Here is a 20,583-nt window from a genome sequence, read left to right on the forward strand (position 1 = left end):
GAAAGCGTGAGCGTTGCGACGCCGGGGCGCGCATCGCGACAGGTTCGGTCATGGTAGGACTCCCGAAGGAACGACGTCCGTAAGTAGCCGGTGACAGGATGGGGCTCCTTGCCCGCGTTCTGACCATGGCTATCTGCCATTGTTCATGGCTTGTTTCCGAGCAGGCGTGAACGGGGCGACACTTTCACCGCTCGGCAGGCAATTGTCCGACGAACTGTAACCGGATGTTTAGAGGGAATCTTTGACGAACTGCAGCTGCTTCTCCTTGAGCAGGGGCTCGTAGCGCGGCGAGGTATAGATCAGCAGGACCTGTTTCCTGCGTGCCGCCTGGGCGCTGAACTTGTAGACCACGGTGTCGTGATCGAAGGCCAGATAGGCCTGGGCGTCGTCGTCCTGGTTCAGGCGCTCGAAGGCGGCGGCCGACGACTGGGAGGAGGGTTTGCCATACTTTTGAGTGAGTCCTTCGGCGATCAGAAAGGACTGGGCCAGGGGCGTGACGATCGACAGGCGCAGGAAGCGGCCATCGATGAAGAAGGCGCCAGCCTCGACCTTTTCACCAGCGAAGGCGAGGTCATTGCATTCGAAATACTCGACGCCGACTACGTCGATCTTGCGCGGCTGGAAGGTACAGAGCTTTTTCGCCAGAAAGGTTTTCTGGTCGGTGCCGAAGGCGATGCCGGCATAGCCATCCACGGCCTGGGCCCACGCCGGGAACAGCACCAGCAGCGCCAACAGGGGCGCAAGGAGAGGCGACAGGTAGGACCTGACGGTCATGGTGATCTGGATTCCCTTCACGAAGGCCCTTGGGCCCACTCAACCCGACGGATGCTAGAAGCTCCGCCGGGGCTTTGCCACCGCTGTCGACGGCTTTTGTCGAGGGGTTCAGGGTTGGCGTCAGGCGATGCCGGGCGGAATCTGGTCCTTGCCGTAGTCCTTGAGCTTTTCCAGGTTCTCCGGCTTCTGGTGCTCGGGTACGTCGTCGCCTTCGGCGGGGGTGTCCTGGGGTTCCTGGTCTCGGGTGTCTTCGCTCATGGCAGCGCTCTCGGCAGGGGGTGTCCGACTTTGAGGGGGGCGCCGCCCCGGCGGTTCCGCAGGATCAGGCGTTGACGCCATCGGTGAGCCAACCCTCGCGCCGGGCCAGGCGCCAGGCGAGGAGGGCGGAAATCAGTCCACGCAGGGCCATGAAGGTGAGAAAGGCCAGCCACAGACCGTGATTGCCCCAGCCGCGCAGCAGCCAGCCGAGTGGCAGGGCGAGGAGCAGGGCCAGCAGCATGGCATTGCGCATCTCCCGGGCGCGAGTGGCGCCGATGAAGAGGCCGTCCAGTAGATAGCTGGCCATGGCGATCAAGGGCAGCACTGCGAGATAGGGCAGATAGGCATGGGCCTCCTGGCGCACCGCGGCGATGTTGCTCTGCACGGCGACGAACAGGTCACCATACAGAGCGAAGGCCAGGGCGAAGCCGAGGCTGGCCAGCAGCGACCAGCCGCCGGCGATCACCAGCACTCGGCGCAGGGTGGCGCCTTCGTGCGCGCCCAGGGCATGGCCGGCCAGGGCCTCCACGGCATGGGCGAGGCCGTCGAGGGCGAAGGCGGTGACCAGCAGGCCGTTGAGCAGCAGGGCGTTGACCGCGACGGTGGTCTCGCCCAGCTGGGCGCCCTGGGCAGCGAAGAGCAGGAACACCGCCTGCAGGGCCAGGGAGCGGATGAAGATGTCGCGATTGACCGCCAGCAGGGGGCGCCAGCTGACGAGGCGCCGCAGGGCCTGGCGGTCGATCCGGCCCGGCCACCGCCGCAGGCGGCGCACCACCAGCCAGAGGCCGAGCAGCATGCCGCTCCACTCCGCCAGGACCGATGCCAAGGCGATGCCCTGTACCCCGCTGCCGAGGCCGAGCACGAAGCCGGTCACCAGCAGCAGATTTAGGGCATTGGTGGTGAGCAGCAGCACCAGCGGCGTGCGTGCATCCTGGGTACCGAGCAGCCAGCCGATCACGGCGTAGCTGAGCAGCGCCGCGGGCAGGCCGAGCAGCCGCAGGTGCAGGAAGCGCGCGGCCAGTTCGGCGAAGGCGGGGTCCAGGCCGAGCCAGGCGAGCAGGGGGTCGAGCGCCAGGCTGGCCGCTAGTAGCAGAACCAACGACAGGCCCAACCCCAACAGGCCGGCTTGCAAGAGAATCTGGCGCAGGGCGGCGCCGTCGCGGCGCCCGCTGGCCTGGGCGGCGAAGCCAGTGGTGCCCATGCGCAGAAAACCAAGGATGCCGAGCAGGGCGGTGTAGAAGGCGCCACCCATGGCCACCGCGGCGAGCTGGCGGGCTTCCGGCAGGTGGCCGGCGATGGCACTATCGACCAGGGTTACCAGCGGTACGCTGAGATTGGACAGGATCATCGGCGCGGCCAGCGCCCAGATGCGGCGGTGCAGCAGGGGGTGGCGCCAGTCGGCAAGCAGGGTGGGCATTGGGCTGATCGCAGCGGCGGCGGAGGACGCATTGTAAGCCAGCCGGTGCGGCTGGTCCTCCGCCTGAATGCCAGGCTGACGCTAGTCCAGCTGCCCGCCGCCCTCGCGCAGGTCCTCACCAGTGGTCGCCGCGCAGGTCAGCGCCAGGCGCAGCCCGGCGACCAGGGTCTCCAGGGCCATGGACGGCGCCCCGGGCTGGGCGGCGGCCTGGGCCGGCAGGTAGGGGATATGGATGAAGCCGCCGTGCACTCCGGTGCCCTGCAATCGATGCTGCAGGCCGTAGAAGACATGGTTGCAGACGAAGGTGCCCGCGGTCTGGGACACCGCCGCAGGAATGCCGGCGGCGCGCAGGGCATGGACCATGGCCTTGATCGGCAGGGTACTGAAGTAGGCGGCCGGACCGCCGGCCACCACTGGTTCGTCGATGGGCTGGCGCCCGGCGTTGTCAGGGATGCGGGCATCGTCGACATTGATGGCGATGCGTTCCAGCGACAGCTCGGCCCGCCCGCCAGCCTGGCCGACCGCTACCACCAGGGTGGGACGATGGCGGTCGAGCAGGTCATCCAGCATCTTTAGCGCAGTGCCGAATTCGGTCGGCAGCTGAGCCGCCACTACGGTCAGGTCGCCGAGGCGTTCTCCATCAAGCCGGCGCACGGCCTCCCAGGAGGGGTTGAGATCCTCGCCGCCAAAGGGGGCGAAGCCGGTGAGCAGCAGGGTCATGGGATACCTCACATCAGCAGATAGAGCAGCACCACGTTGCAGGCCAGCACCGCCAGTGCCGTGGGGACCTGGGCCTTGATCACGGCGTTCTTGTCATCGAGTTCCAGCAGGGCCGCCGGGACGATGTTGAAGTTGGCCGCCATGGGCGTCATCAGGGTGCCGCAGTAGCCGGAGAACATGCCGATGGCGGCCATCACCGCCGGGTCGGCGTGGTAGACACCCACCAGCACCGGCACCCCGATGCCGCCGGTCATCACCGGGAAGGCGGCGAAGCCGTTGCCCATGATGACGGTGAAGGCGGCCATGCCCACTACATAGACCACCACCGCCACCAGGCGCAGGTCGAGGGCCACATAGGCGGTGGCCAGGTGCGCCACCGCCTTGCCGACGCCGGCATCGGTGAATACCAGACCGAGCATGGCCAGGGCCTGGGGCAGCACCAGCGACCAGCCCAGGGCGTCGGTCAGGCGGCGCGACTCGCGCATCGCCTGGATCGGAGTGTCACGGGTCAGCCAGCAAGCCAGCGCCAGGGCCACCAGGGCGCCCAGGCCTAGGGAGACGAAGGTGACGTTCTTCGGGTCGAGCAGCGGCAGGCCGGCAATCTGCACGTCCTTGAGCAGCACGCTGCCGATCACCGTCACCACCGGAATGGCCAGGGCTGGAATGAACAGGCGATTGCCCAGCCGCCCGGCGCTGGCGCGCGTCTCCCGCTCGGGACGGCTCTCGTGGTGTCCGCTACCCACCGCACCGCAGCCGGCCAGCACCGCCATCAGCAGCACGCCGGCGCCGACCCAGGCCGGTGGCAGGCGATCGCCGACCAGGAAGACCAGGCTGAACAGGCCCCAGAACAGGCCACTGGTCCAGCGCTTGGGGTGGTGGCGGTCGGCCAGGGTCATGACCGCGGTCAGGGCCAGGATGGCGCCGGCCAGCCAGAACAGGTATTGGATCGACAGGATCATGGCTGCACCTCCTTGGCCGCGGTCAGCTCGCGATAGAGCTGGCGGTCGAAGCGGTGCAGGCGCAGGGCGTGGATGAAAAAGGCGCAGAGGGCCGTAGGAATGCCCCAGAGGGCGATGTGCAGGGGTTCGACATCGAGGCCGGCACCCAGCAGGAAGGTGTGCATCAGGGCGATGGCGCCAAAGGCGACGAAGATGTCTTCGCCAAAGAACAGCCCGACGTTGTCGGTGGCCGCGCAAAAGGCCAGCAGGCGCTGGCGCAGGGCTTCGGGCAGGCGGCCATGGCGTTTCTCCGCGGTGCCTTCGGCCATGGGCGCGAGTAGCGGCCGGACCATCTGCGGATGGCCGCCGAGGCTGGTAAGGCCCAGGGCGGCGGTGGTCTCGCGGACGAACAGGTAGAAGATCAGCAGGCGGCCGACGGTGGCGTTGCGAAAGCGGGCGATCCAGTTCTGCGCGTGCAGGCGCAGGCCGTGGCGTTCGAGCAGGCCGATCACCGCCAGGGGCAGCAGGATGATCAGCGGCAGGGCCCGCGCCTTGATGAAGCCGGTGCCAATGGCCGCAAGCAGCGCCTCGGGGCTGAACTGGGCGGCCAGGCCGGTGGCCACGGCGGCCAGGGCGACGACCAATAGCGGATTGAACCTCAGCACGAAGCCGACCACGATGACCAGCACGCCCAGCAGCGGCCAGAGGTTGACGGTGGTTTGCATAGGTGGATGTCTCCAGCGGATCCACCGCGCTCCGGGCAGACGGTGCGGCGGACGGTAGGAAGCCGCAGGCGGCTTCGGCTGATCCAGGCAGTGCCCGTGGCACGGCTCGTTATTGTTGTCGGACGTCATTTGGCGTGGCGCCGGCTGGCATCTTTTGCCGTCGGTGGAGCTGGCGTCCAGCAAATAAAACTGTTCGCCGCCGATAGGGAAAAGCGGGGCAGACAAGCCCGCTGGTGGGGGTAAAGTGACGGGATAGCCTTGTCGAGGTCCCCATGAACCTGCGCTTTCTCGATACCTTCGTCTGGGTCGCCCGCCTGGGCAGTTTCCGACTGACGGCAGAAAAGCTCTCCACCACCCAGGCCGCCATCTCCAGTCGCATCGCCGTGCTGGAAAGCGAACTGGGCGTGCAACTGTTCCTGCGCGACTCCCGCGGCGTGAGTCTGACCGCCGAGGGGCATCGGGTGCTGGGCTACGCCGAGCGGATGCTGGCGACCCAACGTGAACTGCACGAGGCCCTGGGTCATGGTCAGACCCTGGAGGGCCGCCTGCGCATCGGCGTCATGGATACCGTGATCCACAGTTGGCTGGACCAGCTGATCGCCGCGGTCACCCAGAGCTATCCGGCCATCGAGCTGGAGCTGACCGCCGACACCGCGCTGAATCTGGCCGAGCAGCTGGCGCGGGGACAGCTCGACCTGATCTTCCAGACCGATCTATTGCGCGCCGAAGGCATTCGCAACCTGCACCTGGCCAGCTATCCGGTGCGCTGGCTGGTCGCCACCGACAGCCATCTGGCGCGGCCCTATGCCAATCTGGCCGAGCTGGCCGGCGAGCGGCTGATCACCTTTTCCCGCCATTCGCGGCCGCACCAGGACATCCTCGGCCTGCTGCAGCGCGAGGGCATCGCCGAACCGCGGGTCTGCTGCATCAATTCGGTGGCGGCCATCATCAAGCTGATGGGCGAGGGCTTCGGCATCGGCGCCCTGCCGCCGGCACTGGTGATCGAGGAGTTGGCCCGTGGCAGCCTGATGCCTGTGCCGCTGGCCGGACCGCCGCCCTTCGATGTCCAGGCCAGCTGGCACGGCGGTGCCGGCCTGGCGCTGAGCGAGGCGGTGGTGGCGTTGAGCCAGACGGTGGTGGCCGACTGGTGTACGCGCCTGGGCCCGGAGCGCGCCTTGCCGGTGCTGGTCTAGCCCGGGTGTTTCAACGCCTTCTTATCACCAGCGTCTGGAATCTTTTGTTGGACAGCGGCGCCCCGTCTTTCCGACACTCGAAGCTCTTCCTCAGAGGATCCTGTCATGCCCGCTCGCCTGCTGCTCAATTGCGATTCCGGTGAAAGCTACGGTGCCTGGTCCATGGGCGACGATGCCCATGCCATTCCCCTGGTCGACCAGGCCAATCTGGCTTGCGGCTTCCATGCCGCCGATCCCCTGATCATGCAGCGCGCCGTCACCCTGGCGGTGGCCAATGGCGTGCAGATCGGTGCCCATCCGGCCTATCCCGACCTGGTGGGCTTCGGGCGCCGGCCCATGGCCTGCACCCCGGCCGAGGTGGAAGCCATGATCCTCTACCAGATCGGCGCCCTGGACGCCTTCTGCCGCGCCGCAGGCGTACGCGTCGAGTACGTGAAGCCCCATGGCGCCCTCTACAACGCCCTGGTCAAGGATGATGCCCTGCTGACCGCCGCGCTCTCCGCCTGCGCCCGTTATCGCCAGGGACTGCCGCTGATGGTGCTGGCCAAGGCCGACAACGCCCGCGAGCGTCGGCTGGCGGAAGTCGCTGGCGTACCACTGCTGCTGGAGGCCTTCGCCGACCGCGCCTATCTGGCCGACGGCTCCCTGGCGCCACGTGGCCAGGTTGGCGCCGTTCACCATGACCCCGAGCGCATCCTGACCCAGGCCATCGCCATCGCCCGCGGTGAAGACTTCCCCGGTTTCGACGGCCAACCCATGCGGCTGCAGGCCGACAGTCTCTGCGTGCATGGCGACAATGCCGAGTCCCTGGCAGTGCTGCGTCGGCTGCGCGCGGCGCTGGACGCCCTATGATCACCTTCAAGCCCTTTGGCGTCGCGGCGCTGCTGCTCGAACTGGCCGAGCACCCCGATACCGAACTGCCCTCGCGCATCGCGCGCCTGGGCGAGCGGATTCGCCAGCGCTTCGGCACGGCGGTGACCGATCTGGTAGCGGGCTGGACCAGTCTGCTGGTGCACTACGATCCCCTGCAGCTGACCTTGGCCGAGGTACAGGCCGGCCTCGAACCCTTGCTGGCCGACTGGCCGGGCGCTGCGCAGGCGGGCGAGGGCGGGCGCCTGCACGAGGTACCGACCCTCTATGCCGGCCCGGACCTCGCCGAGGTGGCCGAGCGCTGTGGCCTGAGCGAGGCCGAGGTCATCGCCCGGCACTGTGGTCGTGACTATCAGGTAGGCGCCATCGGCTTCATGCCTGGTTTCGCCTTTCTCGGTGAGCTGGACGAGCGCCTGGCCCTGCCCCGGCGCAGTACGCCCCGTACCGCCGTACCCGCCGGCAGCCTGGCCATCGCCGAACGCCAGACCGCCGTCTATCCCCAGGCTTCGCCCGGGGGCTGGAATCTCATCGGCCGATGCCTGTGGACCGTCTTCGATGCCCGGGCCGAGCCGCCGTGCCTCCTGGCGCCAGGAGACCGGGTGCGCTTCGTGCCGGTCGACGAAGCCGCCTTTCGTGCCCAGGGAGGTCAGTCATGAGTGGTCTCAAGGTCATCAAGCCCGGTCCCCTGACCCTGCTGCAGGATCTCGGACGCCAGGGCTGGCAGCATCTGGGCGTGGCCCCCTCAGGGCCTATGGACGGTCATGCCGCGCGTTGGGCCAATCGCCTGGTGGATAATCCGATGACGGCGCCGCTGCTGGAGATCGCTCTGGGCGGTGCCGAATTCGAGATCGAGACCGACACCTGGCTGGCGCTGACCGGCGCGCCTTTGGAAGCCCGCCTGGGGGATGAGCCCCTGCCGCCCTGGTCGTGTTTTCCAGTAAGAGCCGGCATGCGCCTGCGGCTGGGATTCGCCCAGGCCGGGCAGCGTGCCTATCTGGCTGCGGCCGGCGGAGGCTTTCAGGCGCCTGCGACCCTGGGCAGCATGGCCAGCAACAGACGCGAAGGCCTGGGCGGTCCGGATGGCAATGGCGCCGCGCTGGTGGCGGGGCAGCAACTGGCCTGCGCCGCCGTGACCGAACTGCATGCGCGCGGTTGTGGGCCGGCGGCGCGCTTCGTGCCGGACTATCGCGAGGTGCCAACGCTGAGGGTGATCTTTGGCGGTGACGCCGAGGCCTTCGGTCCGGCGGCGCAGCAGGCGCTCTGCGATCAACCGTGGCAGATCAGCCCGCAGTCCGACCGCATGGGCATTCGCCTGGCCGGACGCACGCCCCTGGCGCCACCACGCCGTCAGTGGTCGCTGGGGGTGGTGACCGGTGCCATCCAGGTGCCACCCGATGGCCAGCCCATCGTGCTCATGGCCGATCGCCAGACCATGGGCGGTTATCCACTGCTGGGCTTCATCCATCCCCTGGACCTTTCGCGCCTGGCCCAGTGCCCGGCCCACCACGAGGTGCGTTTCGCCCCGGTGGAACTGGCCGTCGCCCAGGACGAATGGCGCCGTTTTCTCGCGTTTTTCTCCGGTTGAAGGCGCAGCCGGTCACGGCCGAGGAATCTTGTCCGCTTCGATGAGTCGCACGCTCAGGGGCGACGCCGACTTCCCTTTCTCGGCGTCTGGCTTGAAACTTGCCTCACACGTCCCCCTGTGACGACCGACAAGAAGGAGCTGGAACCGGCGATGAAAACTCCCAAACGCATCGAGCCGCTGATCGAGGACGGCTTGGTCGATGAGGTGATACGGCCCCTGATGAGTGGCAAGGAGGCGGCGGTCTACGTGGTGCGCTGCGGCAGCCAGGTGCGCTGCGCCAAGGTCTACAAGGAGGCTGACAAGCGCAGCTTCCGTCAGGCCGCCGAATACCAGGAGGGGCGCAAGGTGCGTGGCAGCCGGGAAAATCGCGCCATGGCCAAGGGCTCCAAGTTCGGTCGCCGCGAGCGCGAGGACAATTGGCAGAACGCCGAGGTGACGGCGCTCTATCGCCTGGCCGATGCCGGGGTCCGGGTACCCAAGCCCCACGACTTCCTCGACGGCGTGCTGCTGATGGACCTGGTCACCGACGGTAATGGCGAGGCCGCGCCCCGTCTCAACGACGTGACCCTCACCGCCGAGGAAGCGCTGCGCTATCACGACCTGATGATTGGCCAGATCGTGCGCATGCTCTGCGCCGGGCTGGTCCACGGCGACCTCTCCGAATTCAACGTGCTGCTGGCCGAGGACGGCCCGGTGATCATCGACCTGCCCCAGGCGGTGGATGCCGCTGGCAACAACCACGCCTTTCGCCTACTGGCGCGGGACGTGGAGAACATGGCGCTGTACTTCGGTCGCTTCGCCCCTGAGTTGCGCACCACCCGCTATGCGCCGGAGATGTGGGCCCTGTTCGAGAAGGGCGAGTTGTTCGCCAACACGCGCCTGACTGGCGAATTCGCTGAGCGTGAAGACCAGGCCGACGTCCATGCAGTGATGCGCGAGATCGAGGCGGCGCGGCGTGACGAAGAGCGCCGCCAGGCGGCGCGTCGCGAACAGGACGAGCCGAGCGTGCGCGAAGAGCCGCCACCGCCCTGGCTAAGCTGATCGTGAAGCAGAACGATTAGCGCTGCGATGAGACGAACGGCCCCAGTGGTCGGGCGATGAACGGCGCCTCCCAGGCGCCAGCGCGCTAAACTGGGCACTGAACAGCACAGGACTCTTTTCATGCAAGGCCATCCGGACGTCATCAACTACCTCAACCAGCTGCTGCGTGGCGAGCTGGCGGCGCGCGACCAGTACTTCATCCATTCGCGGATGTACGAAGACTGGGGCCTGATGCGGCTGTACGAGCGGATCGGCCACGAGATGGAAGAGGAAACCCAGCACGCCGATGCCCTGCTGCGCCGCATCCTCTTCCTCGAAGGCACGCCGGACATGCGTCCCAACGCCATCACCGTGGGCCAGACCGTGCCCGAGATGCTGCGTGCCGATCTTGCCCTGGAGTACGAGGTGCGCGAAGCCCTGGCCCAGGGCGTGGCCCTGTGCAACCAACACAAGGACTTCGTCACCCGCGAGATCCTGGTCGTGCAGCTGGAAGACACCGAGGAAGATCATGCCTACTGGCTGGAACAGCAGCTGGGGCTGATCGACAAGATCGGTCTGCAGAACTACCTGCAGTCGCAGATGAAAGGCGGTACCACGCCCCACGGCGCCGGCCTGTAAGACCGGCTGCTCGGCGCCACCTGGCGCTGATCAGGACCTGCTGGCGTCACCTTCTGGCGCCCGCGGCAGATAGAGCGAAATGCAGGTACCCACGCCCGTCGTGCTGTCTACCTGGATCTGCCCGCCCGATTGGTGCACGAAGCCGTGCACCATGGACAGCCCCAGTCCGGTGCCCTGGCCTGGCGGTTTGGTGGTGAAGAAGGGATCGAAGATCCGTTCCCGGATCTCCGGCGCGATGCCGGTACCGGTATCGCTGACCTTGACCCTCACGTAATCGCCCGCGGGCAGCCCTTCCGGGCGGTCAACGGCTGCCTCGGGCAGATTCGCCGTGGACAGCAGCAGCTGGCCGCCCTGGGGCATGGCGTCACGGGCGTTGATCGCCAGATTCAGCAGGGCGCTTTCCAGCTGCACCGCATCGATCACCGTGAGCCACAATGGCTCCGCGGGCTGTGCCTGGACCTCGATCGCCGGGCCGACGCTGCGGCGGATCAGTTCTTCCATGGCCAGCATCAGCTCGTTCACGTCGGTGGGCTTGGGTTCCAGCGTCTGCCGGCGGGAAAAGGCCAGCAGCCGCTGGGTCAGGGAGGCGGCGCGCGCAGCGTAGGCCTGGGCGCCGCCAAGCAGCCGGTCGAGCTGATCGGTGCGATTCTGCTGCAGGCGGCGCTCGATCAATTCCAGACTGCCGATGATGCCGGCCAGCAGATTGTTGAAGTCGTGGGCGATGCCGCCGGTCAACTGGCCGATGGCTTCCATCTTCTGCGCCTGGTGCAGGGCCTGCTGCGCCTGGGTCAATTCGGCGGTGCGCTCGACGACCCGCTGTTCGAGCGTTTCGTTGGCGGTGCGTACCGCCTGGAACAGTTGAGCCTGCTCGATGGCGAGGGCGGCGCGGGCGGCCAGCGCGGCCATCAGCCGTTCGTGACGGAGGTTGAAGCGACCCGGTTCGGGATGTCCGAAGAAGAGTCCACCCAGCACCGTTCCGTTGCGGGCGACCACCGAGACGGCCAGGTAGCTGCGTACTGACAGGGGCCCGACCGGCAGGCCCTGATGCGGTTCGGAGCGGGACGGGTGCGAATCGCTGACCACGTCGTCGACACGAATCACGCCTTCGCCGCCCAAGGGCGGGGCGAACAGGGCGGTGGCATCCGGATCGCCCAGGTGTTCGAAAGCGGCACGCTCGGCGCCAGATAGGGTGAGGCGCTGTAGATGCCCGCTGTTTTCCTCGTGCTGCTGATTGAGGTAGGCGCCAAGGCGCGCCCCGGTCAGCTCGACCCCGGCATCGGTCACCGTCTGCACCAGATGCGCCAGATCCAGCTGGCTGGCCAGCTCCGTATCGATGCGCTTGAGGGCTTCCAGGGTACGGGTTTCTTCGCGCAACTCGGCTTCGGCCTGCTTGCGGTCGCTGATGTCGACGACGAATTCGAAGGCGCTGCCATCGGGCAGGCGCTTGGCCGCCACCAGGGCCCAGCCGACGGAGCCGTCACGCCGCCGGTAGCTGCGTTCGTCGGGCGGCAGCTGATCGCCAGCCTGGCTCAGGGTTGGCGCCGGCCAGCGGATATGCCCAGCCAGGAGATCCTGACGATCATGACCGCTCATGCGCAGGAAGGCATCGTTGGCATCGATCAGATGGCCTTCGGTGTCGAAGCAGAGGGCACCCACCGTCTCGATTTCCAGGGCGGTGCGAAAGCGTCGCTCGCTGGCTTCGAGGGCGGCGCGGGCCAGATGGGCTTCGGTGACGTCCTGCCCCTGGCAGAAGATGCCGATCACCTGGCCGGCTTCGTCGGTCAGGGGCTCGTAGATGAAGTCCAGATAGAGGGTACGAACCGGCTCGCCTTCGGTCTCTAGGCGCATCGGCATATGTTCGGCGACGAAGCGGCGGCCACTCCGGTACACCTGTTCGAGCCACTCGAAGTAGCCCTGATTCTGCAGTTCGGGAAAGACGTCGCGTACTTTGAGGCCTTCACGGGGACGGTCATCGAACAACCGGCGGAAGGCGACATTGACGAAGTCGAAGACGTGATCCGGGCCGCGCACGATGGCGACGAAGCCAGGCGCCTGCTCGAACATCCGCCGCTGGCGTGCGGCGTCGGCGGCGCGGCGCCGTTCTTCGAGAATACGCTGGGTGGTCTCGTGCCCCTGGTTGAACAGCCCGGCGATCTCGCCGCCCTCGCCGCGGATGGGGGTGAAGCTGTAGTTCCAGTAGGTCTCGGTGACCACGCCCTGGCGCACCATCGGCAGCAGCTGATCGAAGACGGAAAAACCCTGGCCGGTGGTCAGCACCTGCTCGAACTGGGGGCCGACCACCGGCCAGATGTCCTGCCAGACCTCCTGGGCGGGGCGCCCCAGGGCCCAGGGATGGCGCTCGGCGGGAATCGGTGACCAGGCGTCGTTGTAGAGCAGCAGCAGGTCAGGGCCCCAGTAGATGGCCGTGGGAAAGCTGGAGTTCAGACAGATACTGAGGGCGGATCGGAGGGACTGCGGCCACTGGGACGGCGGGCCCAGCGGCGAGTCCGACCAATCGTGGGTGCGCAGCCGGGCGCCCATGTCACCGCCGCCGGCGAGAAAATCCAGTTCGTTCCAGTCGGCAATCTGCGCTGCCATCGGTTATGTCTCCCCAGCCACTTCTGCAGTTCCAGGCGTTCTGACCACAATCGCACCGGAACTGCAGGACCGCGACGAGTTTTTTTAGTTCGCGTCTGCCTTACAGCCGCGGCGTGTAGCGCTCTACGGCTTCCGGCAGGGCCCAGCCGGCGGCGAAGGCGAAGATCAGCAGGATCAGCGGCAGCAGCACCAGCCAGGTCCGGGTCGGGATCGGCTCCAGACGATTGCCGCCGGTCTTCTGCAGCAGGGCGAGACTCAGGCCGCAGAAGCCGCCGGCGAGCAGGGCGCCGGCGAGGACATCGGTGGGCCAGTGTACCCCCAGATAGACGCGGCTGAGGGCGATGAGCACCGCTGGTAGTGCAGCGATCACCAGCCAGGCGAGGCGTCCGCGTGGGCCGTAGCGGCGCCCGACCAGGATGCCGAGGGTCAGGAAGAAGGCGAAGGAGGCCGAGCTGTGGCCGCTGGGCAGACTGTAGGTGGTGAGCGGCTCGGCGAGCACGTCCGGCCGGGCGCGGGCCAGCAGATTCTTCAGCTGGCCATTGGCAAGGGCGGTACCCAGGGTGGTACCCACGGCGAACACCAGCGGACGCCACTGGCGGAAGCCGGCCAGCACCAGGGTGAGCACTGCCGCGACGATCAGCTGGGTGCGAAAGTCGCCCATGCGGGTGACGACCACGGCGACCAGGTTGAGCCAGTTCTCGCGATGCGCCTGGACCAGCGCCATCAGGCCTTCGTCGAAGGCGCGCAGATGATGCCAGCCAAACAGCAGCGCCAGCAGGCCGGCCAGGCAGAGGGCGCCACTGAGCAGGGTGGTGCCGGCCCGCTCGCGCCAGGCGCCATGGGCGATGACGCTCGCCAGCAGGACGATCCCGCCCGCCACGACGCCCGCCTGATACCAGAACCCCTCGGGTAGCGGCAGGCGCAAGGCTGCTCCAGCCACCCAGCCTGGTCCCAGTGCGGCGATCGACCAGCCAGCCGCTGCCACCAGGCTGACGGCGGCGAACTTCACCAAGGGCATGTCGAGCATCCCGGCGATCAGCGGCAGCAGCGGGCGCAAGGGGCCGATGAAGCGGCCGACCAGCAGACTGGCCACGCCGTACTTGTGGATGAAGTCCTCCGCGCGGCTGATCCATTCGGGATGGGTGCGCAGGCCCGGCAGGCGGCGAATGCGCTCGTGGAAATGGCGGCCGAGGAAATACGACACGGCATCGCCGAGGATGCCACCCAGGAAGCCGAGCAGAAGGGTATCGAGGAGGTTCATGGCGCCATTGCCGGCGGCGATGGAAATGGCGAACAGCACCACCGTGCCAGGCACCACCAGACCGGCCAGGGCCAGGCATTCGAGAAAGGCTACGACGAAGATGGCAACGCCGAGCCACTCATTGTGATGGGTGATCCACTGGGTGAGGCCGGCGAACAGTTCCGTCATCGAAAGGCTTCCTGGGGGCTAAGGGCTGCGTCCTCAGACCCGTAGGAAAAGCCTTTGGTTGCTTCAAGGACGCGGATCGAGACGTAACGCCTCGGGGCCCGGGGATTGTAAATCGCGCTCGGGAATTTCCCAGACCAATAACTGTGGCGGGGTTTGTCGTGAGGCCTGGCGGCCAGCGAAAAATGCCGACAGAAAAAAGGCCCGCATGCGCGGGCCTTTTTCCTCATTCCTCGTTACGTGACCGGTAGGGCTGCGGACGCGAGAGTTGCGGCCGGCCTTCCTGTTCCTCGAAGAAGTAGCGCAGATAGAGGTTACCGTTGACGTCGCGCTCGTCCTGGGCGTTGTCAAGGCCCAGGCGACCGCCCAGAGCGAACTGCCCGCTGAGGCGGTATTCGCCGTTGGCCGAAAGGCTGTAGGCCACGCCGGTCTTGCTCTTGCTGCCGTATTGGCCTTCGCCGGCGGCTTCCGCGGCCGCCTGCAGGGCAGCGTCGTCCGGATAGCGATCCGCGGCGTCCTGCCGAATGGTCTGCACGCCCAGCATGCCCTGCACCTGGTAGGCCCAGAGGTCGCCGCGCTGCGCCCAGACCAGGGGCACGCCGATGGCGAAGTAGCGCTGCGGGCTGAAGTAGCCGCCATGGCCGTAGGTCAGGTGGTTCTGGTTGTTGTCGTAGCCGATCGCCGTGGCGGAGAGGCCGACGGTGAAGAGGCTGTCCGGTCCGTTGCGCAGGTAGTAGTAGACGCCCGTGCCGATCTCGAAGCGGTCGTTGTTCTTGACGTCATGGCCGGTCAGGCGATGGGCCGCGCCGTAGATGTAGGAACCGTAGCGCCCGTCATCGTAGCGCAGGCGTGCCAGGCCGCCATTGGCGGTGACGCCACCCCATTCCTGGCCGGTGCGCGGATCGCGGATGCCGCCGTAGGAGGCCAGGGAGTCGGTCACCGAGCGACGCGACACGCTCAGGGCATAGAGCAGGTTCTCGCTCAGGCTGCTCAGCGGCCGCTCCAGGGTCGCGCCACCCACGACGGTGCTGTATCTCAGACCCACCGGCGAGACACCGATGTCGCCCTTGAGGCCGCGCCCGGCGTCTTCCACGGCAATGGACGCCGCCACGCCGTTTTCCTTCTGGCTGCCGTCACTGCTGCTGTCGTTGATCCGCGTCGGGGTGACGCGTACCGCCATGCGCTGGTCGCCGGCCGGAAAGGAGATCTCCAGGGGGGCGCTGACGGTGGTCTGGCGCGAACTGCCACTGGGGTCGTAGCTGCGCACGTTCAGGCCCTGGGTGATGCGGATGCTGCGCTCACGCTGCAGCTGGCCAAGGATTTGCTCGGTGGCCAGGCTGCTCGACAGGCTGCTGGTGGGCACCACGGACAGGTCGTTGAAGGGGTTGTTGGCCGCCTTCTGCGCCTGCAGCGGATCGCTCCAGGCGTAGTCGGCACTGCCACCGCTGCCGCCGACGGCGGCAGGAACGGCCGCCAGGGCGTCATCGCTGCGACTCTGGCCGGGCAGGGTGGCGAAGGGGTTGTCGCTGGCACCGGCAGCGCGGGCCGCGGATTCGCGATCCTTGCGCTCCACCTGGACCACCTGCTCCAGCAGGCTGGTAGCGGTACCGGCCATGCCGATGTCGCGATAGAGCAGGGCGGCACGGCGTAGCACCTGGGGATCGCTCTGACCCAACTTGACCGCCTGGTCCAGATATTGGCGCGCGGTGACGCTGTCCTGGGACTTGGCGGCGATCTCGGCCGCGCCCAGATAGAGTTCGGCGTCCTTGGGCTGGTCGCTGAGCACGTCGCGATAGAGCTGGCGGGCCTTCTGGGTGTCGCCACTGGCCAGGTACATGCGCGCCAGGGCAGCCTGGGCGGCCTTGTCGTCGGGACGGGCCTTGAGCGCCGGCGCCAGGGTGTCGTAGGCCGCGGCCAGCTTGCCCTGATCGGTGAGGCGGTCGGCCTGGCGAATCCGATAGCGCGCGAGGAGGTCGTCGTACTGCTGCTTCTCGCCGCTGTCGAGCACCACGCCTTGCAGGTCGCGCAGGACATTGCCCACGGTCTGGTCCTGATTCATCTGCAACTGGATGCTGGCGTAGTGCAGCTGCATGCCAGGCGCCGGCCGGGTATCGCCGGAGATCAGCGGCTTGAGCAATTCCAGGCCGTGCTCGGGATCGCCCGCGGTAGCAAAGGCCTCAGCCAGATCGCCGATCAGATCCGGGTTGCGTCCGGCGCGGGTCTCCAGGCGCTGCATCAGGCTGCGCGCTTCTTCGCGCCGCCCCTGCTTGGCGAGGGCCACGGTCTCGGCCAGTTGTTCGTTGAAGGTGATGCGCGCGGCCAGGGCGTTCATGTCCGGGGAACGCTGCGCCTGGGGGGTGCGCATCAGGGTCTGCATGGCACGCGGGTATTCGCCCAGTTCGTTGGACAGCAGGGCGCTGGCATAGAGCACCTCGGGACGCTGGGCGCCATCCTTGACCAGGCTGTCGACCAGGTCGCGGGCGGCGCGCGGCCGGCCCTGGCGGACCTCCAGGCGGGCCTGGGCCAGGCGCAGCCAGGGATCCTCCGGAGCCTCCTTGCGGGCCTGTTCGAGCAGCCGCGAGGCGCCCTGCAGATCGCCCCGCGCCTCGGCGGCTTCGGCTTCCTGCATAGCCTGGCCGGCGCGCAGGCGATCCAGGCCCTTGATCGGGCTCTTGGCGCTCGGCTGCAGACTCTTGGTCAGTTGCAGGGCTTCTTCGGTACGGCCCAGCTCGTTGAGTGCGGCGATGCGCCCGTAGTAGGCGTCGACGTTGGCCGGCTCACGCATCAGCACCTGGCGGTAGGTGGCCTCGGCCAGCTCCCATTGGCGCTTCTGGCTCTGGATGCCGGCCAGGAACAGTTGCGCCTCGACGGCTTCGGGGCGCAGGCGAATGGCTTCGACGCTGAGATCCCGTGCCTGATCCAGCTCGCGCTTGTTCTCGGCCGCGTGGGCACGTTCCAGCAGATGGTGATAGCGCGCCTCGTCCAGCGCCGGCTGCCAGGTCTTGCCGCCTTTCTGCACGGCCTGGGTCAGCAACTGCTCGGCATCGGTATAGCGCTGCTGCGCCAGACGGGCACTGCCCAGCTTACCGAGGGCATCCGGATCCTGAGGCGTCTTCTTGAGCTGGGCTTCCAGCGCCTGGACGACAGCCGCGGTCGGTGCGGCATCGGCAGTGGCGGCCCAGGTCGCATCGGCATGGATCAACAGGGCGAGCAGGCCGAGGGGCAAGGTAAGGTGCTTGGGCATGGTTCTTTCCGTGAAGGCTGGTAGGCATCGCTGCAGCACCCAGTCGCGGCTGGCGCAGAGCTGGAACGGATTCGGCTATCGGGTTCTGTACGAAAAGGGCTGCGCTCGGTGATGCTTGGTCGAAAAACGCCTCGGAATGCTCATTTACCACGCGTAAATTTCGCTTCCTCGACGCTTTTCCCTTCGCCTGACCTTCGCTCGACGACTTTTCGTCCAGAACCTAGGGAATAGCTGAACGCAAGCTGAACGGCAAATATAGCGGCGGATGATTCCCGACAGGCCGTGGCGAGTCAACCAAATCGAGCAACCGGATGCCATCGCCAGGCCCCTCGGCGCTGGCCGCGCCAGGCCTGGCGACGCTATACTCTGCGGCTTTCCTACCGTCTTTCGCAGGCCGCCGACCATGACCGAGTCCGTCTCCGCCTACATGACCCGTCTTGGCCAGGCTGCCCGTGCCGCGTCGCGGGTCGCCGCCCGGGCGAGCACCGCCCAGAAGAATCGCGCGCTGCTCGCTGCTGCTGCGGCCCTCGACGCTTGCCGCGCCGAGTTGACCGCTGCCAACGAGCAGGATCTAAGCGCGGCACGGGCCAACGGCCTGGAGCCGGCCATGCTGGATCGCCTGGCACTCACGCCCCAGCGCATCGACGACATGATCGAAGGCCTGCGTCAGGTCGCGACCCTGCCCGATCCCATTGGCGAAATCCGCGACATGAGATACGTGCCCTCGGGCATCCAGCTAGGCAAGATGCGCGTGCCGCTGGGTGTCATCGGCATCATCTACGAGTCGCGGCCCAATGTGACCATCGACGCGGCCAGCCTCTGCCTCAAGTCCGGCAACGCCACCATCCTGCGTGGTGGTTCCGAGGCCATTCATTCCAACCAGGCCATCGCTGCCTGCATCCAGGCCGGTCTGGCCGAGGCCGATCTCCCCGCGGAGCTGGTCCAGGTGGTGGAAACCACCGACCGCGCCGCCGTAGGCGCGCTGATCACCATGCCCGAGTATGTGGACGTTATCGTGCCGCGCGGTGGCAAAAGCCTGATCGAGCGGATCAGTCGCGATGCCCGGGTGCCGGTGATCAAGCATCTGGATGGCATCTGCCATGTCTACATCGATCGCGCCGCCGATCTGGACAAGGCCATCCGCATCGCCGACAACGCCAAGACCCAGCGCTATGCCCCCTGCAACACCATGGAGACGCTGCTGGTTCATGCCGCCATCGCCGAGCAGGTGCTGCCCCCCCTGGCCGCCATCTACCGCGACAAGCATGTGGAGCTGCGCGGTTGCGAGCGGACCCGCGCGCTGCTCGGCACCGAGGTGCTGGCCGCGAGCGAAGAAGACTGGCGTACCGAATACAACGCGCCGATTCTGTCCATCCGGGTGGTGGACGGCCTCGACGCGGCCATCGAGCACATCAATGCCTATGGCTCGCAGCACACCGATGCCATCGTGACCGAAAACTTCAGCGACGCCCGGCGTTTCCTTACCGAGGTCGATTCGGCGTCGGTGATGGTCAACGCGTCTACCCGCTTCGCCGACGGCTTCGAATACGGCCTGGGCGCCGAGATCGGCATCTCCACCGACAAGCTGCACGCCCGCGGGCCGGTGGGCCTGGAAGGGCTGACCAGCGAGAAGTACGTGGTCTTCGGCGATGGCCACGTCCGTAGCTGATGAGCAGTCTGCCCACCCGCATCGGCCTGTTCGGCGGTACCTTCGATCCCGTGCACATCGGCCATCTGCGCGCTGCGCTGGAGGTGGCCGAGGCCCTGGCGCTGGACGAGCTGCGGCTGATTCCCAGCGCCCGACCGCCCCATCGCGAGGCACCCAGCGTCTCCGCCGAGGATCGCCTGGCGATGGTGCGACTGGCGGTGGCCGACGTCGCGACCCTGGTGGTCGATGACCGGGAACTGCGCCGAACGCGCCACTCCTATACCATAGAGACCCTGGAAAGCCTGCGCGCCGAACTCGGCGATGAAGTGCAGCTGTTACTGATGCTGGGTTGGGACGCCTTTTGTGGCCTGCCAGGCTGGCATCGCTGGCGCGAGTTGCTGGAGCTGTGCCACATCCTGGTCCTGCAACGGCCCGACGCCGACAGCGAGCCCTGTCAGGAATTGCGCGATTTCCTGGCGGCGCGCAGTCAGCCCGATCCCCAGGCCCTGAAAGGGCCGGGCGGGCAGATCACCTTTATCTGGCAGAACCCGCTCGCGGTGTCCGCCACCCAGATTCGCGGCCTCTTGGCCACCGGGAAGTCGATCCGCTTCCTGGTGCCCGATGCCGTGCTTGACTACATCCGGACGCACGGTCTCTATCCGGCGTCCTCCGAACCGAGGTAAGAGCTACACCATGCAAAGCGAACAACTCGTCCAGGTGGCCATCGCCGCCCTGGAAGACATGAAGGCCCAGGACATCGTTTCCCTGGACGTGCGCGAAAAGACCAGCGTGACCGACATCATGGTCATCGCCAGCGGCACCTCCAGCCGCCACGTGAAGTCGCTGGCCGACAACGTGCTGGAAAAGGTCAAGCAGCAGGGCGTGCGCCCGCTGGGCAGCGAAGGCCTGGAGGGCGGCGAATGGGCGCTGCTGGACCTGGGTGACGTGGTCGTCCACGTGATGTTGCCGACCACCCGCGAGTTCTATGACCTCGAGCGCCTCTGGCGCGGGGCCGAGCAGAGCCGTGCCGCTCACGGCGAATAAGCCGGTGCGCCTGCGTCTCATCGCCGTCGGCTCGCGCATGCCGCGCTGGGTCGAGGAGGGCTGGCACGAGTACGTCAAGCGTCTGCCACCGGAACTGCCGCTGGAGCTCGTCGAGATTCCGCTGCAGACCCGTGGCAAGAACGCCGACGTCGCCCGGCTGATCCGCCAGGAGGGTGAGGCCATGCTGGCCAAGGTGCAGCCGGGCGAGCGTGTGGTGACCCTGGAGGTCACCGGCAAGCCCTGGAGCACCGAGCAACTGGCTGAAACACTCCAGCAGTGGCGCCTGGAAGCCCGCACCGTCAATCTCATGGTTGGCGGCCCCGAGGGCCTCGCTCCCGAGGTGCAGGCGCGCAGTGAGCAGCGCTGGTCGCTCTCGCCGCTGACCCTGCCGCATCCGCTGGTGCGCATCCTCGTCGGTGAACAGCTCTACCGTGCCTGGACCGTACTGGCCGGCCATCCGTATCACAAGTAGTCCGTACCTGCG

General features: G+C 67.3%; 19 protein-coding genes. 10 read left to right on the forward strand and 9 right to left on the reverse strand.

What is annotated here, in order from left to right:
• Positions 1-228 precede the first annotated feature (228 nt).
• The 6 genes from ACUCV0_RS00320 to ACUCV0_RS00345 all read right to left on the reverse strand — a co-directional run bounded on the left by ACUCV0_RS00320 (position 229) and on the right by ACUCV0_RS00345 (position 4,832).
• Positions 229-774, reverse strand: coding sequence for a hypothetical protein (locus tag ACUCV0_RS00320; RefSeq protein ID WP_482211736.1), 546 nt, complete (start codon positions 772-774; stop codon positions 229-231).
• Positions 775-894: 120 nt separating this feature from the next.
• Positions 895-1,032 (reverse strand): hypothetical protein, encoded by a 138-nt coding sequence (locus tag ACUCV0_RS00325; protein ID WP_167348556.1) that lies wholly within the window; start codon positions 1,030-1,032, stop codon positions 895-897.
• A gap of 64 nt (positions 1,033-1,096) precedes the next feature.
• The gene (locus ACUCV0_RS00330; protein WP_482211737.1) at positions 1,097-2,449 is read right to left on the reverse strand and encodes an MATE family efflux transporter; all 1,353 of its coding nucleotides are present in this window, start codon (positions 2,447-2,449) and stop codon (positions 1,097-1,099) included.
• A gap of 81 nt (positions 2,450-2,530) precedes the next feature.
• Positions 2,531-3,169 (reverse strand): pyroglutamyl-peptidase I, encoded by a 639-nt coding sequence (gene pcp, locus ACUCV0_RS00335; RefSeq protein WP_482211738.1) that lies wholly within the window; start codon positions 3,167-3,169, stop codon positions 2,531-2,533.
• An 8-nt stretch (positions 3,170-3,177) separates the two neighbouring features.
• Complete coding sequence (locus ACUCV0_RS00340; protein ID WP_271654092.1) at positions 3,178-4,128, reverse strand: DUF979 domain-containing protein; 951 nt, start codon at positions 4,126-4,128, stop codon at positions 3,178-3,180.
• The gene (locus tag ACUCV0_RS00345) at positions 4,125-4,832 is read right to left on the reverse strand and encodes a DUF969 domain-containing protein (RefSeq protein WP_059313870.1); all 708 of its coding nucleotides are present in this window, start codon (positions 4,830-4,832) and stop codon (positions 4,125-4,127) included. The genes ACUCV0_RS00340 and ACUCV0_RS00345 overlap by 4 nt, the downstream gene beginning before the upstream one ends.
• Before the next feature lie 272 nt (positions 4,833-5,104).
• On the opposite strand from ACUCV0_RS00345, the gene ACUCV0_RS00350 reads away from it, so the two are divergent.
• The 6 genes from ACUCV0_RS00350 (at position 5,105) to bfr (ending at position 10,139) form a co-directional block, all read left to right on the forward strand.
• Positions 5,105-6,025 (forward strand): LysR family transcriptional regulator, encoded by a 921-nt coding sequence (locus ACUCV0_RS00350; RefSeq protein ID WP_059313871.1) that lies wholly within the window; start codon positions 5,105-5,107, stop codon positions 6,023-6,025.
• A gap of 105 nt (positions 6,026-6,130) precedes the next feature.
• Positions 6,131-6,877 (forward strand): 5-oxoprolinase subunit PxpA, encoded by a 747-nt coding sequence (locus ACUCV0_RS00355; RefSeq protein WP_482211739.1) that lies wholly within the window; start codon positions 6,131-6,133, stop codon positions 6,875-6,877.
• Entirely contained in the window at positions 6,874-7,551 is a 678-nt protein-coding gene (gene pxpB / locus ACUCV0_RS00360; RefSeq protein WP_482211740.1) for a 5-oxoprolinase subunit PxpB, read from the forward strand. The genes ACUCV0_RS00355 and pxpB overlap by 4 nt, the downstream gene beginning before the upstream one ends.
• Complete coding sequence (locus ACUCV0_RS00365; RefSeq protein ID WP_482211741.1) at positions 7,548-8,480, forward strand: 5-oxoprolinase subunit C family protein; 933 nt, start codon at positions 7,548-7,550, stop codon at positions 8,478-8,480. The genes pxpB and ACUCV0_RS00365 overlap by 4 nt, the downstream gene beginning before the upstream one ends.
• Before the next feature lie 150 nt (positions 8,481-8,630).
• The gene (locus ACUCV0_RS00370) at positions 8,631-9,521 is read left to right on the forward strand and encodes a PA4780 family RIO1-like protein kinase (protein ID WP_059313875.1); all 891 of its coding nucleotides are present in this window, start codon (positions 8,631-8,633) and stop codon (positions 9,519-9,521) included.
• A gap of 120 nt (positions 9,522-9,641) precedes the next feature.
• Complete coding sequence (bfr, locus tag ACUCV0_RS00375; RefSeq protein WP_007159675.1) at positions 9,642-10,139, forward strand: bacterioferritin; 498 nt, start codon at positions 9,642-9,644, stop codon at positions 10,137-10,139.
• Positions 10,140-10,169: 30 nt separating this feature from the next.
• On the opposite strand, the gene ACUCV0_RS00380 is transcribed toward bfr, so the two are convergent.
• The 3 genes from ACUCV0_RS00380 to ACUCV0_RS00390 all read right to left on the reverse strand — a co-directional run bounded on the left by ACUCV0_RS00380 (position 10,170) and on the right by ACUCV0_RS00390 (position 17,407).
• Positions 10,170-12,737, reverse strand: a complete 2,568-nt coding sequence (locus ACUCV0_RS00380; protein ID WP_482211742.1) for an ATP-binding protein — start codon at positions 12,735-12,737, stop codon at positions 10,170-10,172.
• Between the two features lie 100 nt (positions 12,738-12,837).
• Positions 12,838-14,166 carry a bifunctional DedA family/phosphatase PAP2 family protein gene (locus ACUCV0_RS00385; RefSeq protein ID WP_482211743.1) on the reverse strand — a complete coding sequence of 443 codons (1,329 nt, stop codon included), beginning with the start codon at positions 14,164-14,166 and terminating at the stop codon, positions 12,838-12,840.
• A 223-nt stretch (positions 14,167-14,389) separates the two neighbouring features.
• A complete protein-coding gene (locus ACUCV0_RS00390; protein WP_482211744.1) occupies positions 14,390-17,407 on the reverse strand; it encodes a cellulose biosynthesis protein BcsC in 3,018 nt (1,005 codons plus the stop codon).
• 403 nt (positions 17,408-17,810) lie between these two features.
• Between ACUCV0_RS00390 and ACUCV0_RS00395 the strand changes: the two genes are divergently transcribed.
• From ACUCV0_RS00395 to rlmH, 4 genes are read left to right on the forward strand one after another with little or no spacing between them, the layout of a single operon-like run.
• Positions 17,811-19,076: a glutamate-5-semialdehyde dehydrogenase gene (locus ACUCV0_RS00395; protein WP_059313886.1), complete on the forward strand. Its 1,266-nt coding sequence runs from the start codon at positions 17,811-17,813 to the stop codon at positions 19,074-19,076.
• The gene (gene nadD, locus ACUCV0_RS00400) at positions 19,076-19,738 is read left to right on the forward strand and encodes a nicotinate-nucleotide adenylyltransferase (RefSeq protein WP_017642517.1); all 663 of its coding nucleotides are present in this window, start codon (positions 19,076-19,078) and stop codon (positions 19,736-19,738) included. Before ACUCV0_RS00395 ends, nadD begins: the two co-directional genes overlap by 1 nt.
• A 10-nt stretch (positions 19,739-19,748) precedes the next feature.
• Complete coding sequence (gene rsfS, locus ACUCV0_RS00405; RefSeq protein ID WP_059313888.1) at positions 19,749-20,099, forward strand: ribosome silencing factor; 351 nt, start codon at positions 19,749-19,751, stop codon at positions 20,097-20,099.
• Between the two features lie 4 nt (positions 20,100-20,103).
• Positions 20,104-20,571, forward strand: coding sequence for a 23S rRNA (pseudouridine(1915)-N(3))-methyltransferase RlmH (rlmH, locus tag ACUCV0_RS00410; RefSeq protein WP_007159668.1), 468 nt, complete (start codon positions 20,104-20,106; stop codon positions 20,569-20,571).
• Positions 20,572-20,583: the final 12 nt, after the last annotated feature.

This window comes from Pseudomonas sp. VMV1 (assembly GCF_056790235.1).

Coding starts and splice junctions, on each gene's coding strand:
- ACUCV0_RS00320 (WP_482211736.1), bottom strand. CDS start 774: ATGACCGTCAGGTCCTACCTGTCGCCTCTCCTTGCGCCCCTGTTGGCG.
- ACUCV0_RS00325 (WP_167348556.1), bottom strand. CDS start 1,032: ATGAGCGAAGACACCCGAGACCAGGAACCCCAGGACACCCCCGCCGAA.
- ACUCV0_RS00330 (WP_482211737.1), bottom strand. CDS start 2,449: ATGCCCACCCTGCTTGCCGACTGGCGCCACCCCCTGCTGCACCGCCGC.
- pcp (WP_482211738.1), bottom strand. CDS start 3,169: ATGACCCTGCTGCTCACCGGCTTCGCCCCCTTTGGCGGCGAGGATCTC.
- ACUCV0_RS00340 (WP_271654092.1), bottom strand. CDS start 4,128: ATGATCCTGTCGATCCAATACCTGTTCTGGCTGGCCGGCGCCATCCTG.
- ACUCV0_RS00345 (WP_059313870.1), bottom strand. CDS start 4,832: ATGCAAACCACCGTCAACCTCTGGCCGCTGCTGGGCGTGCTGGTCATC.
- ACUCV0_RS00350 (WP_059313871.1), top strand. CDS start 5,105: ATGAACCTGCGCTTTCTCGATACCTTCGTCTGGGTCGCCCGCCTGGGC.
- ACUCV0_RS00355 (WP_482211739.1), top strand. CDS start 6,131: ATGCCCGCTCGCCTGCTGCTCAATTGCGATTCCGGTGAAAGCTACGGT.
- pxpB (WP_482211740.1), top strand. CDS start 6,874: ATGATCACCTTCAAGCCCTTTGGCGTCGCGGCGCTGCTGCTCGAACTG.
- ACUCV0_RS00365 (WP_482211741.1), top strand. CDS start 7,548: ATGAGTGGTCTCAAGGTCATCAAGCCCGGTCCCCTGACCCTGCTGCAG.
- ACUCV0_RS00370 (WP_059313875.1), top strand. CDS start 8,631: ATGAAAACTCCCAAACGCATCGAGCCGCTGATCGAGGACGGCTTGGTC.
- bfr (WP_007159675.1), top strand. CDS start 9,642: ATGCAAGGCCATCCGGACGTCATCAACTACCTCAACCAGCTGCTGCGT.
- ACUCV0_RS00380 (WP_482211742.1), bottom strand. CDS start 12,737: ATGGCAGCGCAGATTGCCGACTGGAACGAACTGGATTTTCTCGCCGGC.
- ACUCV0_RS00385 (WP_482211743.1), bottom strand. CDS start 14,166: ATGACGGAACTGTTCGCCGGCCTCACCCAGTGGATCACCCATCACAAT.
- ACUCV0_RS00390 (WP_482211744.1), bottom strand. CDS start 17,407: ATGCCCAAGCACCTTACCTTGCCCCTCGGCCTGCTCGCCCTGTTGATC.
- ACUCV0_RS00395 (WP_059313886.1), top strand. CDS start 17,811: ATGACCGAGTCCGTCTCCGCCTACATGACCCGTCTTGGCCAGGCTGCC.
- nadD (WP_017642517.1), top strand. CDS start 19,076: ATGAGCAGTCTGCCCACCCGCATCGGCCTGTTCGGCGGTACCTTCGAT.
- rsfS (WP_059313888.1), top strand. CDS start 19,749: ATGCAAAGCGAACAACTCGTCCAGGTGGCCATCGCCGCCCTGGAAGAC.